Source organism: Mycolicibacterium celeriflavum (genome assembly GCF_010731795.1).
GTDB lineage: Bacteria > Actinomycetota > Actinomycetes > Mycobacteriales > Mycobacteriaceae > Mycobacterium > Mycobacterium celeriflavum.
Genome location: NZ_AP022591.1, coordinates 3,133,661 through 3,147,600 on the forward strand (window position 1 = coordinate 3,133,661; position 13,940 = coordinate 3,147,600).

At 67.0% G+C, this 13,940-nt stretch carries 13 protein-coding genes; 9 read left to right on the top strand and 4 right to left on the bottom strand.

The features are described from left to right. Positions 1 to 4 precede the first annotated feature (4 nt). The 6 genes from G6N18_RS15195 (at position 5) to G6N18_RS15215 (ending at position 5,864) form a co-directional block, all read left to right on the top strand. The gene (locus tag G6N18_RS15195) at positions 5 to 1,465 is read left to right on the top strand and encodes an aminotransferase class I/II-fold pyridoxal phosphate-dependent enzyme (protein WP_083003642.1); all 1,461 of its coding nucleotides are present in this window, start codon (positions 5 to 7) and stop codon (positions 1,463 to 1,465) included. Between the two features lie 81 nt (positions 1,466 to 1,546). Then, the gene (locus G6N18_RS15200; RefSeq protein WP_083003638.1) at positions 1,547 to 3,379 is read left to right on the top strand and encodes a hypothetical protein; all 1,833 of its coding nucleotides are present in this window, start codon (positions 1,547 to 1,549) and stop codon (positions 3,377 to 3,379) included. Next, the gene (locus G6N18_RS24265; RefSeq protein ID WP_165606491.1) at positions 3,376 to 3,546 is read left to right on the top strand and encodes a hypothetical protein; all 171 of its coding nucleotides are present in this window, start codon (positions 3,376 to 3,378) and stop codon (positions 3,544 to 3,546) included. The genes G6N18_RS15200 and G6N18_RS24265 overlap by 4 nt, the downstream gene beginning before the upstream one ends. Then, the gene (locus tag G6N18_RS15205) at positions 3,543 to 3,974 is read left to right on the top strand and encodes a hypothetical protein (RefSeq protein WP_067224632.1); all 432 of its coding nucleotides are present in this window, start codon (positions 3,543 to 3,545) and stop codon (positions 3,972 to 3,974) included. The genes G6N18_RS24265 and G6N18_RS15205 overlap by 4 nt, the downstream gene beginning before the upstream one ends. Next, positions 3,974 to 5,302 carry a hypothetical protein gene (locus G6N18_RS15210; protein ID WP_067224636.1) on the top strand — a complete coding sequence of 443 codons (1,329 nt, stop codon included), beginning with the start codon at positions 3,974 to 3,976 and terminating at the stop codon, positions 5,300 to 5,302. Before G6N18_RS15205 ends, G6N18_RS15210 begins: the two co-directional genes overlap by 1 nt. 10 nt (positions 5,303 to 5,312) lie before the next feature. Beyond that, positions 5,313 to 5,864, top strand: coding sequence for an isochorismatase family protein (locus G6N18_RS15215; protein ID WP_083003635.1), 552 nt, complete (start codon positions 5,313 to 5,315; stop codon positions 5,862 to 5,864). Here the strand turns inward: G6N18_RS15215 and G6N18_RS15220 are convergent. Next, positions 5,861 to 6,679, bottom strand: coding sequence for an enoyl-CoA hydratase/isomerase family protein (locus G6N18_RS15220; protein WP_083003632.1), 819 nt, complete (start codon positions 6,677 to 6,679; stop codon positions 5,861 to 5,863). The two genes, G6N18_RS15215 and G6N18_RS15220, sit on opposite strands and share 4 nt — an antisense overlap. A 109-nt stretch (positions 6,680 to 6,788) precedes the next feature. Between G6N18_RS15220 and glgX the strand changes: the two genes are divergently transcribed. After that, a complete protein-coding gene (gene glgX, locus G6N18_RS15225) occupies positions 6,789 to 8,939 on the top strand; it encodes a glycogen debranching protein GlgX (RefSeq protein ID WP_234806194.1) in 2,151 nt (716 codons plus the stop codon). Positions 8,940 to 8,952: 13 nt separating this feature from the next. Here glgX and G6N18_RS15230 read toward each other — a convergent pair whose 3' ends face one another. Genes G6N18_RS15230 through treS form a run of 3 tightly spaced genes read right to left on the bottom strand, consistent with a single transcriptional unit; the run spans position 8,953 to position 12,494 of the window. Then, on the bottom strand, positions 8,953 to 9,300 hold the full coding sequence (locus tag G6N18_RS15230; RefSeq protein WP_067224643.1) for a hypothetical protein: 348 nt from the start codon (positions 9,298 to 9,300) through the stop codon (positions 8,953 to 8,955). Between the two features lie 51 nt (positions 9,301 to 9,351). Beyond that, positions 9,352 to 10,686, bottom strand: a complete 1,335-nt coding sequence (locus tag G6N18_RS15235; RefSeq protein WP_083003626.1) for a maltokinase N-terminal cap-like domain-containing protein — start codon at positions 10,684 to 10,686, stop codon at positions 9,352 to 9,354. After that, positions 10,686 to 12,494, bottom strand: a complete 1,809-nt coding sequence (gene treS, locus G6N18_RS15240) for a maltose alpha-D-glucosyltransferase (RefSeq protein ID WP_083003623.1) — start codon at positions 12,492 to 12,494, stop codon at positions 10,686 to 10,688. Before treS ends, G6N18_RS15235 begins: the two co-directional genes overlap by 1 nt. Positions 12,495 to 12,705: 211 nt before the next feature. Between treS and G6N18_RS15245 the strand changes: the two genes are divergently transcribed. Together G6N18_RS15245 and G6N18_RS15250 are read left to right on the top strand one after the other, a co-directional pair. Then, the gene (locus tag G6N18_RS15245) at positions 12,706 to 13,095 is read left to right on the top strand and encodes a hypothetical protein (RefSeq protein ID WP_083003832.1); all 390 of its coding nucleotides are present in this window, start codon (positions 12,706 to 12,708) and stop codon (positions 13,093 to 13,095) included. A 43-nt stretch (positions 13,096 to 13,138) separates the two neighbouring features. After that, on the top strand, positions 13,139 to 13,939 hold the full coding sequence (locus G6N18_RS15250) for a HugZ family pyridoxamine 5'-phosphate oxidase (RefSeq protein ID WP_067224650.1): 801 nt from the start codon (positions 13,139 to 13,141) through the stop codon (positions 13,937 to 13,939). Position 13,940: the final 1 nt, after the last annotated feature.

Sequence of the window (13,940 nt, forward strand, 5' to 3'; positions counted from 1 at the left end):
CCACATGGACCAATCAGAAGCACCGCTGCTCGACGCGCTTGTCGACTATCGAAAGCGCAACCGCTACGGCTTCACCCCGCCGGGGCACCGGCAAGGTCGCGGCATCGATGACCGCGTCCTCGAGGTGCTCGGCCGTGAGGCGTTCGCCGACGACCTGCTCGCCAACGGCGGACTCGACGACCGTCGCAGCAGCAACAAATACCTCCAGCGCGCCGAGGACCTGATGGCCGAAGCGGTCGGCGCCGAGGTCGCCTGGTTCTCCACCTGCGGCAGCTCACTGTCAGTGAAGGCCGCGATGATGGCCGTCGCCGGCGGGGATGGCGGTCTGCTCGTCCCCCGCGACAGCCACAAGTCCATCGTCGCCGGCCTCATCTTCTCCGGCGTCCAACCGCACTGGGTCACCCCGCGCTGGGACGCCGAGCGACACTTCAGCCATCCGCCGTCTGCGCAGGACTTCCGCGATGCCTGGGACCGTCATCCCGACTCCGCCGGAGCCCTCGTCGTCAGCCCCAGCGCGTACGGCACCTGCACGGACCTCTCCGAAATCGCCGAAGTCTGCCACGAACGCGGCAAGCCGCTGATCGTCGACGAGGCCTGGGGCGCACACCTGCCGTTCCATGAAGACCTGCCGACCTGGGCGATGGACGCTGGGGCCGACGTCTGCGTGGTGAGCGTGCACAAGATGGGCGCCGGTTTCGAGCAGGGTTCGGTCTTTCATCTGCAGGGCGACCTCGTCGACCAGGACCGCCTCTCGGCGTGCGCCGACCTGCTGATGACGACCAGCCCGAACGTGTTGATCTATTCCGCGATGGACGGCTGGCGCCGGCAGATGGTCGAATGCGGCCGCGAACTGCTCGGCGACGCACTGGGACTGGCGCGTCAGCTGCGCCAGGACATCGACCTCATTCCCGACGTCGCGGTGATGGAGGACGAACTGCTCGGCAATGAGGCGTCCCACGACCTCGACCCCTTGCAGGTCCTGATCGACGTCTCCGCCACCGGCACGTCCGGTTACCAGGCACACGACTGGCTGCGCGAACACAAGCAACTCGACCTCGGCATGAGCGACCACCGGCGCATCCTGGCGACCATGTCGTTCGCCGACAACAAGGCCAGCGCGGAACGGTTGCTCGACGCGCTGTGGGCGTGGCGCAAGCAGGCCAACGACTTCGATCCGCCTCCGCCGATGCACCTGCCGTCACCCGAGGAGATCGAACTGGAGACCGTCGACCTGCCTCGTGACGCGTTCTTCGGGCGGGTCGAGGAGGTGCCGATCGAGAAGGCGAGCGGGCGCGTCTGCGCGGAGCAGATCACCCCCTATCCGCCGGGCATCCCGGCGGTCGTCCCCGGCGAACTGCTGAATGAAGCGGTGCTCGACTACCTACGAACCGGATTGAAAGCGGGCATGAACATTCCCGACGCGGCAGACACATCGCTTGAGACAATTCGCGTAGTCGCCACCTGATACCCCTGGTTTCGGGTCGGCGGCTTCTGGCAACATTACCGACGAGTAAGAAGTTTCCTCCGACAGTCAGCAGGTGGGCAGATGACGGGAAGTACGGAAATTTCGTTTATCGCGCAGGACGAGGGCGGGGGTGCCGCGCTCAACGAAGTGATCGGCCTCTCGGTCGCCGGCGCGGTGGTCGCGGCATTGCTGTTGTGGATCGGCTGGATGCACCGCAACCACAAGATCACCTGGTTGGCACGCCTCGGCGACTGGTCCGGACGGCGTTTCAAGCGCCCGTCTTGGGTGGCGCTGCCCATCGCGTTGTTCATCGCGTCGATCATCTGCGCCTTGTTCGGCTTCATCTGGGACGTCAGCCTGCACATCGGCAACGGCCGTGACGACGGCGCACTGGCCAATCCGGCGCACTACTTCATCCTGATCGGCCTGTTCGGCATCTTCGTCGCGGGCTGCACCGCGATGGTGCTGCCCTATGAAAAGCCCGGTCCGGCCGCCGTTCGCATCACCGACGACTGGTACGCCCCGGTCGGCGGGGTCGTGATGGCCGGCTGCGGGCTCTACGCACTGATGGGTTTCCCGCTCGACGACATCTGGCACCGCATCTTCGGCCAGGACGTCACGCTGTGGGGCCCGACGCACCTGATGATGATCGGTGGTGCCGGCTTTTCCACGTTGGCCGCGCTGTACCTGGAGAAAGAAGGCCAGCGCGTCCGGACGGACGACACCCCACCCGACGGCATCGGCCTCAAGTTCGTGCAGTACCTGGCGTTCGCCGGCGTGCTCATCGGCGCGTCCGTCTACCAGATCGAATTCGACTTCGGGGTACCGCAGTTCCGGCAGGTGTTCCAGCCCATGCTGATCGCCGCCGCCGCGGCGCTGGCGCTGGTGGCCGCCCGCATATACATGGGCCGAGGCGCGGCCCTGCTCGCGGCGATCATCGCGATCGGGCTGCGCGGCCTGGTAGCGCTGGTGGTCGGCCCCGTCCTCGATGCGCCGATCAACTGGTTCCCGCTCTACCTCGGGGCGGCACTGGTCGTCGAACTCCTGGCACTGACCCCTCTGTTGAAGCGGCCCGTCGTGTTCGGTCTGGTCGCCGGCCTCGGTATCGGCACCGTGGGGCTGTGGCTGGAATCGCTTTGGATCAACGCCGTCTATCACCTGCCGTGGCCCACCAGCCTCTGGCCGGAAGCATTGGCCATGGCGGTTCCGGTCGCGGTGCTCGTCGGCGCCTGCGGCGCGATGGTCGGCATGGTGTTGACCTCGCAGCGGCTACCCCGCCGCGCCGTCGGGGTCGGCCTCGTCGTGCTGACGGTGTTGGCCATCGGCGGTGCAACGGCCAACGGACTTCGCTATGACGTCCCCGAAAGTGCCTCGGCGGCAATCACTCTCACCGAGGTCCCGAACGCCGAGGGTGAGCGGTACGTGACCGCGGACGTGCAGATCACGCCCGCGAACCTGGTGAGCGACGATCCGAACTGGGTTTCCGTGCTCGGGTGGCAGGGTGAACTGCCCAATGACCGCGGCATCTTCATCGACCACCTCGAACAGGTGGGGCCGGGCCACTACCGATCCACCGAACCGATGCCGGTGTCCGGTACGTGGAAGACGTTGCTGCGCGTGCACGACGGCCGCACGCTGGCCGCGGTGCCGATCTACCTGGCGGGCGATCCGGGGATCGGCGCCGAAGAGGTGCCCGCCGAGGCGTCGATGACACGTCCCTTCGTCTCCGAGATCACGATTCTGCAGCGTGAGCGCAGCCCGGACATTCCCCAGTCGCTGTGGCTGATCGGCTGCCTGATCGTGCTGGTCTGCAGCCTCGCGATGGTCGCGGGCGTCACCTGGGGCGGCGGCCGGATCAACAACAGCGAACCGTCGGGCAGGGAAGCAGAACTACAGCCGACCGCCCAAGCATGATCGGCCAACCGGACGGCCCAGATGTCCTGATTCTGGCCGACCACCCGGTGTGGCTTGCGGTGCCCGCTTTCGCCCCGGCGATCGTCGTCGCCGGGGTGGTGGTGTATATCGCGGTGAAGAACCGTCGCAAACGCGAAACCCGACCGACCGACGAAGGGACACCGTGATTCCCACCCTCAGCCGACGATCCGCAATCGGCATCGTGGCCGCTGTCGCGCTCCTGACCGCCGGGTGCGGCGGCTCCCAGAGCACCGACACCGAAGCAGGCAGTCCGGCGCAGTCGACGGTGAGTCCGTCCGACATGCCCGATCAGCAGCGGCCGCCTGATCGGCTCACCATCGACATCACGATCGAGGGCGGCAACGTCACCCCCACCAACGCACAGGTGCAGGGCAAGGTGAATGAGCCGATTGTGCTGCGGGTCAACAGCGACGCGGCAGACGAGCTACACGTGCACTCGGTGCCTGAGCACACGTTCAAGGTGGCGCCGAAGCCCGGTCAACAGTTCCAGTTCACCGTGGATGTGCCCGGCAACGTCGACATCGAACTGCATGAGCTGAACCGGGTCGTCGCCACCGTCCAAGTCCAGCAGTGATGCCGGGGCCGTCGGTTTCCGTACTGGCCCACGGTCTCGGTGGTTCGACCGATCTGCCGATTCCTTTCACCTATGCGCTGATCGGTGCGGCGTGGGCGTTGACGTTCACGTTCGCGGTGGTCGCGCTCGCTTGGCGGAAGCCGCGGTTCGATCCGGCCAATTCCGTACGGCCCCTTCCCCGTTGGGTGTCGACGGCGGTGGACGCGCCGGTGACCCGCTGGATCGTCGCGCTCGCCGGGTTGGCGTTCGCGGTGTGGGTGGGCATCGCCGCGGTGGCGGGCCCCCAAGACGAGAGGAATCCGCTACCCGGCGTGTTCTACGTCTTGCTGTGGGTCGGCCTGGTGGCGGTGTCGCTGATCATCGGCCCCGTGTGGCGGGCGATATCGCCGGTGCGGGCGGTTCTTCGCCTGTTGGGCGGTCGTTCGCTGGGCCTGATCTACCCGGCGTGGCTGGGCTACTGGCCGGCGGTCTTCGGCCTGTTCGCGTTCGTCTGGCTGGAACTGGCCAGCCCCAACCCGGGTTCCGTTGCCGCCATCCGGATCTGGCTGCTGATCTACCTCGGGGTCACCCTGGCCGGCGCGCTGCTTTGTGGTGAGCGGTGGTGTGCGCGGGCCGATCCGTTCGAGGTGTACAGCGTGGTGGCGTCACGCGTGTCGCCGTTCCGCCGGGATCCCGACACCGGCCGGGTCGCGATCGGCAATCCGTTCGACCACCTTGTGTCGCTGCCGGTGCGACCGGGCACCGTCGCGGCCGTCGCCGTCCTATTGGGATCGACTGCGTTCGACAGCTTTTCGGCGATGCCGGCCTGGCGAACCTTCGTCGACGACAACTCCTCGTCAGGGCTGACGGCAACCCTGATCAGAACCGCAGGCCTGTTCTCGTTCGCGGCGATCGTCGCCTGCACGTTCTGGCTCGCGTCGATCGCCACCGGCGGTGTCGACCGCGACCGCCGCCGCCGACTGCCCGGCCTGATGGCGCATTCGCTGATCCCGATCGTCATCGGATATGTGTTCGCCCACTACCTGACGTACCTCATCGAGCGTGGACAACAGACCATCATCTTGCTGGCCGATCCGCTGGGCCGCGGCTGGAACCTCCTCGGACTCGGCAACGCCGAGGTGAGCTATTTCCTGTCCCAACATCCCACGGTGCTCTCGACCCTCAAGGTCGGGTTCGTCGTCGCCGGCCACATCGCCGGGGTGGTCGCGGCGCACGACAGAGCGCTGCGGATACTGCCGTCCGGCTATCAGCTGACCGGACAACTCGCGATGATGCTGGTCATGGTGGGCTACACCTTCACCGGGCTGTACCTGCTGTTCGGGGGGTAGCGTCGGAAGGATGAAGGCGCTCATCATCGTCGACGTGCAGAACGACTTCTGCGAGGGCGGTTCGCTGGCCGTCACCGGCGGCGGCGACGTCGCACGGGCCATCAGCGAGTTGCTCGCGGGCCAGACCGACTACGCACATATCGTGGCCACCAAGGACTTTCACGTCGATCCCGGCGACCACTTCTCCGACAACCCGGATTTCGTGACGTCCTGGCCGCGGCATTGTGTGGTCGGCTCGGCCGGCGTCGACTTCCATCCGCAATTCCGACCCGACGCGGTCGAGGCCGTCTTCACCAAGGGTGAATACTCGGCCGCCTACAGCGGGTTCGAAGGCACCGACGACGACGGCACGTCGCTGGCCGACTGGCTGCGCAACCGCGGGGTCGACGAGGTGGACGTGGTCGGCCTCGCGACCGACCACTGCGTCAAGGCGACCGCCGCCGACGCCGCGGCCAACGGCTTCTCCACCCGGGTGCTGCTCGACCTGACGGCCGGTGTCGCGCCCGAGTCGACCGCCAAGGCACTCGCCGACTTACGCGAGGCGGGCGTCGAAATCGCCTAGCCGGCCGTCGGATCCACCGGCCTGCCCGTCCACGACGGCGCCCGCCCCTGCAGGTAGGCACGCACGCCTTCCCTCGCGTCGTCATGGCCCATGAGCGCGAGGTGAATCGCCGTCTCGCGTGCGCCCACCGCAGCGCGGTCGAGGTCGAACGAGTCCCACAGCAACCGCTTGCTGGCCGCCACCGACATCGGCGCGGTATTCGTCGCGATGTCGTGGGCGACCTCCAATGCCGCAGGCAATACCTCCTCGGCCGGCAGCACCCTGTTGGCCACACCCAGCTCGACAGCTCGGTGGCCGTCGAAAACCGCACCGGTCAAGAGTATTTCGGCGGCCCGCGCGATGCCGACCACCCGCGGCAGCACCCAATGTGAAGAGGCGTCTCCGACGACGCCGCGCCGCACCTGCACCACGCCGTAGCGCGCATCCGCCGCGAAGAAACGGATGTCGCACTGCAAGGCCAGGGTGAGTCCGAGCCCGATGGCGTGCCCGTTGACCGCCGCGATGACGGGTTTGCCCAACGTCCATGCGGGAACGTCGATGCCCGCGGCGCTGAAGCCCACACCGGGCGCGGCGAAGGTGTCCTCGCCGGACCCGAGGTCGGCACCCGCGCAGAAAGCGGGCGGGGTCCCGGTGAGCACGACGACGCGGATCCGGTCGTCACGGTCGAGCCTTTGATAGGCGTCGGCCAGTTCTTCGCGCATGCCGTCGCCGACCGCGTTGCGTTGCCGCGGCCGGTTGAGCGTGACAGTGGCCACACCAGCATCGACGTCGGTCAACAACGTCCGATAAGTGGGCAGGTCGGGACGGCTGGACACATGATCTCCCTGCGCTGGCGGACTTCGGTGCGATGTGGTTGCGATGTTGCCTCACCGGGCACACCCGTATGGTTCGGATGGTCTGTTCGTTCGTCGTCTGGAGTGTGCATTGACCCAAGCCGCCACCCCGCAAGCCGCTCCCGTGGAGATCTGGCCGGGCAAGCCCTATCCACTCGGTGCCACCTACGACGGCTTCGGCACCAACTTCGCGGTGTTCAGCGAAGCCGCCGAGAAGGTCGAGCTGTGCCTGTTCGACGCACAGGGCACCGAGACCCGGGTGACGCTGCCCGAGGTCGACGCGTTCGTGTGGCACGGCTTCATCCCGAACATCGAGCCCGGCCAGCGCTACGGGTACCGGGTGCACGGGCCTTATGAGCCGGTCGCAGGGCATAGGTGCAACCCGAACAAGCTGCTGATCGACCCGTACGCGAAGGCCATCGACGGCCAATTCGATTGGGGCCAGTCGCTGTTCAGCTACAACTTCGGTGACCCCGACAGCCGCAACGACGACGACTCGGCGCCGAACATGCCGAAGTGCGTGGTGATCAACCCGTACTTCGACTGGGGCGTGGACCGCCCGCCGGGCCACGAGTACGCCGATTCGATCATCTACGAGGCTCACGTAAAGGGCCTGACCCAAACGCATCCCGACATCCCCGAACAGATCCGTGGCACCTACGCCGCGGTGGGCCACCCGGTCATCATCGAGCACCTCAAGTCGCTGGGCGTGACCGCGATCGAGTTGATGCCGGTGCACCATTTCGCCAACGACTCGACCTTGGTCGACAAGGGCCTGTCCAACTACTGGGGTTACAACACCATCGCCTTCCTCGCACCGGATTCCAAGTACAGCTCGAACCCCAATCCGGGCGGTCAGGTGCAGGAGTTCAAGGCGATGGTGCGCGCGCTGCACGAAGCCGACATCGAGGTGATCCTCGACGTGGTCTACAACCACACCGCCGAGGGCAATCACCTGGGCCCGACGCTGTCGTTCCGCGGTATCGACAACTCCGCGTACTACCGGCTCGTCGACGACGACAAGCGCTACTACATGGATTACACCGGCACGGGCAACAGCCTCAACGTCGGCCACCCGCATTCACTGCAGTTGATCATGGATTCGCTGCGGTACTGGGTCACCGAGATGCACGTCGACGGCTTCCGGTTTGACCTGGCCTCAACGCTGGCCCGCGAGTTCTACGACGTGGACAAGCTCTCCACGTTCTTCGAACTCGTGCAACAGGATCCAACCGTCAGCCAGGTCAAGCTGATCGCCGAGCCGTGGGACGTCGGCCCCGGCGGCTATCAGGTCGGCGGCTTCCCGCCGCAATGGACGGAGTGGAACGGCAAATACCGCGACACCGTCCGCGACTACTGGCGCGGCGAATCCGCGACCATCGACGAGTTCGCGTCTCGGCTCACCGGTTCGTCGGACCTCTACGAGCACACCGGCCGCCGTCCGGTCGCCTCCATCAACTTCGTCGTCGCGCACGACGGCTTCACGCTGCGGGACCTGGTGTCCTACAACGAGAAACACAACGAGGCCAACGGCGAGGACAACCGCGACGGCGAGAGCCACAACCGGTCGTGGAACTGCGGCGCCGAGGGGCCCACCGACGACCCGCAGGTCAACGCGCTGCGGGCCCGCCAGCAACGCAACTTCCTCACCACGCTGCTGCTGTCGCAGGGCGTGCCGATGATCGCGCACGGCGACGAACTCGGCCGCACACAGCAGGGCAACAACAACGTCTACTGCCAGGACAACGAGCTGTCCTGGATCGACTGGGCCACCGCGGATGCCGACCTGATGGACTTCACCCGCACGGTGTCGGCCCTACGCGCCGCGCACCCGATATTCCGTCGGCGCCGGTTCTTCTCCGGCCGTCCCGTGCGGCAGCGCGGCGGTGAGCGGCTGCCAGATATCTCCTGGTTCGCACCCGACGGTTCGGAGATGAGCGACGAAGACTGGGAAAGCGGCTTCGCCAAGACGATCGCGGTCTACCTCAACGGCAACGGAATCCCCGACCGCGACGTCCGTGGGCAGCGCGTGGTCGACGACTCGTTCGTGCTGTGCTTCAACGCCCACCACGAGGCCATCGAGTTCACGCTCCCGAGTGAACAGTTCGGTCCGGCGTGGACGCCGGTGATCAACACCGGGAAGGACCCGGCCGACGAGTCGGAGCCCAAGCCGCTCAACGCCGGTACCGCCATCACGGTCGAGGCCCGGTCAGTGGTGGTGCTGCAGGCGCAGAGCGGCTAACCGAGGGACCAACTCATTCGACGACCGGAAAGAACGAATCCCCGTCTTCCGGCGTCCCACTGACCTGGCCCTCGTCGGAGCCGTGGTCGTCCGGATTGATGCGGTCCATCTGCACGCCCTCGTCGGTCGGCCGCTGGGCCACGTCGGGCTCCTCGGCAGCGAGTTTCTCGTCGAGGGTCTCGTCGACCTCACCATCGGCGTTGACCTTGTCGGCCTCCCGCCACTCCTCCGGCGGGTCGACGGTTTCGTCGCCGTCGTCATTGCGCACGTCGTCGGAGTCGAACGCCTCCGTCGGGCTCAGCGTGTCGCCGACACCGCCGTCGTCGTTGGGTGAAGAACCTGGGTCCGGATTTGCGCTCACAGTAGTTCGGTTGCCCGCCTGCCCCGTCGCTAAACGCGGCCGCGGGCCGGGTCAGCCGACGATCCGGGCGATCGACTTCAGCGGGATCGGCAACCAACTCGGCCGGAAGCGCGCCTCGTAAGCGGCCTCGTAGACCGCCTTGTCCAGCTCATAGGCCGCCAGCAGCTGCCCGGAGTCGCGCGGATCCGCGCCGGACACCTCGGCGTAGCCCTCGCAGAACGACGCGGCGTTGCGGTCCACCCACTCGCGTGCCCGCGCCCCGAGCTGACGGTCGTGGTCCTCGTCGGAGGACTGTTCCATCAGGCGTTGATAGGCGGCGTACTCGAAGGACCTCAGCAGCCCGGCCACATCGCGCAGCGGTGAGTCGGGGCGACGGCGTTCCTCGAGCGGCTGGCCTGGCTCGCCTTCGAAGTCGATCAGCAGCCAACCCTCCGGAATGCGCAGCACCTGGCCGAGATGCAGGTCGCCGTGGATGCGCTGAACCTTTACGGTCTCCTCGGAAAGCTTGCGGTATCGCTCCTCGATCAGCGGCGCGTACTGCTCGAGGGCGGGCACCGACCTGGCCGCCGACGCCAGCCGCTCCAGCGCGGTGTCGGCCGGGAACACCGTGGTCTCGGTGCCCAGTTCGTCGGCCAGCGTCGCATGCACCGACGCGACCGCCTCGCCGAGCCGGTAGGACTCCCCGGCGAAGTCGCCGCCCACCTCGTCGGCGTACAGGTCCCCTTCGGCGAACAGGTCGCGGGTGCTGGCGGTCGCCATGTCCCAGCCCTCGGCCGAGGTCGCCGCGAACTCCGTGAGCATGCCCAGCGCGCACGGTTCGCCGTCCCAGGTCGTCTCGAAAGAACCCAGCAGCCGCGCCACATGCGGGTTGCCGGCGCGCGCCAGCACGCGGTTCAACTCGATGTCGGGGTTCGTCCCGGGCGTGATGCGGCGGAACAGCTTGAGGATCGCCTCCTCCTCGAACACCACGCTGGTGTTGCTCTGTTCGGCCGCGGACACCCGCGGTGCGGCTTCCAGCGGTAACTCGACCCCGGGCTCCTTGACGAAGCGCACGGTGTTCTCGCCGGAGCCCACGGTCGCCGACGAGTCGATGAGCGACAGCAGGTACTGCGCGGCGGCCGGCTCGTAGAGCGCGTCGTAGGCGGTGCGGTCGCCCTCGGCACCGATCGTCGCGACGTCGAGGAACTCCTCGATCGGCCCGGTATCCCACCGCACCAGTAACTGATACCGCTCACTCGAGCCGTCGGTGTAGGACACGTCGAGCAGCATGAGGTCCAGATCGTCGCGCAAGGAAACGCGTGCGGCCTCCTGAACCGAGGCCAACTCGCGGCTGCGGCCGGCATACCACCGCTGGTGGGGTAGCCATTCGTCGAAGGGCAGGGACATCACTGTTCTCCAAGCTCGGGGCTGGGCGCCTTCAGCGAGAACCAGTAGAACCCGTGGCCGGGCAGGGTCAGCAGGTAGGGCAGCTGGCCGATGCGGGGGAACTCAACGTACCCGGTCATCTCTACCGGCGTGTACCCGTTGTAGGCCTGCAGATTCAACTCGATGGGTTGCGGGAAACGGGACAGGTTGTTGACGCACAGCACGGTGTCCTTCTCGCCGCTTTCCTTCTCGATCTCGCGGACGTAGGTGAGCACGGACGGGTTCGAGCCGCCCAATTCGTGGAAGCTGCCGATGGCGAACGCGTCGTGGCGGCTGCGCACGGCGAGCATGGTGCGGGTCCAGTTGAGCAGCGAGTTCGAGATGTCGCGCTGGGCTTCGACGTTGACCGCTTGATAACCGTAGATCGCATCCTGGTTCGGCGGCAGATACACCCGGCCGGGCGTCGCGGTCGAGAAGCCGGCGTTGCGGTCGGGCGTCCACTGCATCGGGGTCCGCACCGCGTCGCGGTCGCCGAGCCAGATGATGTCGCCCATCCCGATCTCGTCGCCGTAGTACAGCACCGGCGAACCGGGCAGCGACAGCAGCAGCGCGGTGAACAACTCCATCTGATTGCGGTCGTTGTCCAGAAGCGGTGCCAGCCGTCGCCGGATCCCGACGTTGGCCTTCATCCGCGGATCCTTGGCGTACTCGGAGTACATGTAGTCGCGCTCTTCGTCGGTGACCATCTCCAACGTCAACTCGTCGTGGTTGCGAAGGAAGATGCCCCACTGCGCCATCTCCGGGATGTCGGGCGTATGCGCCAGGATCTCGGAGATCGGGAACCGCGATTCGCGGCGGACCGCCATGAAGATCCGCGGCATCAAAGGGAAGTGGAACGCCATGTGGCATTCGTCGCCGCCGGTGTCCGGGTCGCCGAAGTACTCGACCACGTCGGCGGGCCACTGGTTCGCCTCGGCCAACAGCACGCGGCCCGGGTACTCGTCGTCGATCACCTTGCGGCAGTGCTTGAGGAACGCATGCGTCTCGGGCAGGTTCTCGCAGTTGGTGCCCTCTCGCTCGAACAGGTACGGCACCGCGTCCAACCGGAAGCCGTCGATGCCGATGTCGAGCCAGAACCGCAGGACGTCGAGCATCGCCTCCTGCACGGCGGGGTTGTCGTAGTTGAGGTCGGGCTGATGGCTGAAGAACCGGTGCCAGTAGAACTGCCGCCGCACCGGGTCGAAGGTCCAGTTCGATTCCTCGGTGTCGACGAAGATGATCCGGGCGTCTTTGTACTTGTCGCTGGTGTCGCTCCACACGTAGAAGTCGCCGTACGGCCCGTCCGGGTCCCTACGTGACTCCTGAAACCATGCGTGCGAGTCGGACGTGTGGTTCATGACGAGATCGGTGATGACCCGGATGCCCCGGCGGTGCGCTGCGTCGAGCAGATCGACGAAGTCGTCGACGGTGCCGAATTCGGGCAGCACCTTGTAGAAGTCCCGGATGTCGTAGCCGCCGTCGCGCAGCGGCGAATCGTAAAACGGGGGCAGCCAAAGGCAGTCCACCCCAAGCCACTTCACGTAGTCGAGTTGTTCTGTCAGCCCGCACAGGTCGCCGATGCCGTCGGAGTTCGAGTCGTAGAACGCGCGCACCAGCACTTCGTAGAAGACGGCGCGCTTGAACCACGTGCGATCCTCGGGCAGCACCCGGGCGTGGCCGAAGTCTTCGGCGGTGGGGTGCTCGACGACACCATCCTCGACGTGACTGCCCTCCGCCGGGTCGTGGTCGGCGGATGCGTCGGAAGCTCGGACACCGCTGCGTTGATCCATACGGTCTCCAACCTACCCACGACGCTAAGAATCGAATCGCCGTAGCTCCGTGCCCTGGGCGCGTGGAGCGGTTGAATCGGCGTTCCAGACAAGCTACGGTTTCGACGTCTTGCGATCTTGATCCCCGAACGAAGCGAGTGTTGTGGCTGATTCGACGCCGAACGACGGTGAAGCTCCGGTAATTGTCGGGATGGCCGATGCGGCCATGCACATGTACGACGCCGCCATCGAAGCACTTCCCGGCCATGGCGATCCGGAGTTCTCGGAGCGCGCAGGTGTCATCCTCGCCGGACTGCGCAAGCTGCAAGGCTCGCTGACGGAGGCGGCGGGTCGCAGCCGCCCCACACCGTCGGTCATCGTCGCGCTCAGCGGTGTCCGCAAGCGCTACGACGAGTTGATGGAGAACGCCGCGACGGGACCGAACGCCACGCTCGGACAGCGCCTCTACGTCGCGCGGGTCAACGCCAAGCTGTCGAGCAAGGAAGCCGCGAACGGCGTCGGACTGCGCAAGGACCTGATCGAAGCCGTGGAGGCGGAGGAACCCGCCACCGAGGAAGAAACCACCCGGATCAAGGACCTGATCGCCGCGCTCGGTGGCTGAGGCTCGAGGCGGCGACGGGCGGCCGCTTCGGTATCGTTCCGGCGTGGCAACACGTGATCACGGCGACCCCGGTGACGCACCGTCCGTTCCTCCGCCGCTGACGGAGGTGGTCAACGCGGTCCGGCCGTCGGCGGCCGAGGAAGCCCGCACGATCGCCGCGTCCACCAACACCGGAACACTCGCGACGCTGACCGCCGACGGCGACCCGTGGGCGTCGTTCGTGACGTACGGGCTGCTCGACGGCTCCCCGGTGCTGTGCGTGTCCAACCTCGCCGAGCACGGCCGCAACCTCGGCAAGGATCCGCGGGCCAGCATCGCGATCGTCGCGCCGGCCTCGGAGACCGACCCGCTTGCCAGCGGACGGATCACGCTGGCGGGCGTGGCGGACCGACCCGTCGGCGACGAGTTGGCCGCCGCGCGGGAAGCGCACCTGTCGGCCGTCGCGGCCGCGAAGTACTACATCGACTACAGCGATTTCACGCTGTGGGTGCTGCGGGTGCACCGCGTGCGGTGGGTCGGTGGGTACGGCCGCATGGACTCGGCGACGGGTGAGGCCTACGCCGCCGCGCGCCCGGACCCGGTGCAGCCACTGGCGGCCGGCGCCGTCGAACACCTCAACGCCGACCATGGCGACGCGCTGGTCGCGATGGCCAAAGTCCTCGGCGGCTATCCGGACACCACCGCGGCGACCTGCACGAGCGTCGACCGCTACGGCCTGGACCTGCGGATCATGACCGACCGGGGCATGGCCTACACCCGGATCGGCTACCGCGCGCCGATCGACTCCATCGGCGAATTGCGTTCGGCCGCCGTGGAGCTGACGCGGCTGGCGCGCCGGGGCTGAA

Bases quoted from the DNA above. Each gene is read 5' to 3' on its own strand.
- G6N18_RS15195 (WP_083003642.1), top strand. From the start codon at position 5: ATGGACCAATCAGAAGCACCGCTGCTCGACGCGCTTGTCGACTATCGA.
- G6N18_RS15200 (WP_083003638.1), top strand. From the start codon at position 1,547: ATGACGGGAAGTACGGAAATTTCGTTTATCGCGCAGGACGAGGGCGGG.
- G6N18_RS24265 (WP_165606491.1), top strand. From the start codon at position 3,376: ATGATCGGCCAACCGGACGGCCCAGATGTCCTGATTCTGGCCGACCAC.
- G6N18_RS15210 (WP_067224636.1), top strand. From the start codon at position 3,974: ATGCCGGGGCCGTCGGTTTCCGTACTGGCCCACGGTCTCGGTGGTTCG.
- G6N18_RS15215 (WP_083003635.1), top strand. From the start codon at position 5,313: ATGAAGGCGCTCATCATCGTCGACGTGCAGAACGACTTCTGCGAGGGC.
- G6N18_RS15235 (WP_083003626.1), bottom strand. From the start codon at position 10,686: ATGTCCCTGCCCTTCGACGAATGGCTACCCCACCAGCGGTGGTATGCC.
- treS (WP_083003623.1), bottom strand. From the start codon at position 12,494: ATGGATCAACGCAGCGGTGTCCGAGCTTCCGACGCATCCGCCGACCAC.
- G6N18_RS15245 (WP_083003832.1), top strand. From the start codon at position 12,706: ATGTACGACGCCGCCATCGAAGCACTTCCCGGCCATGGCGATCCGGAG.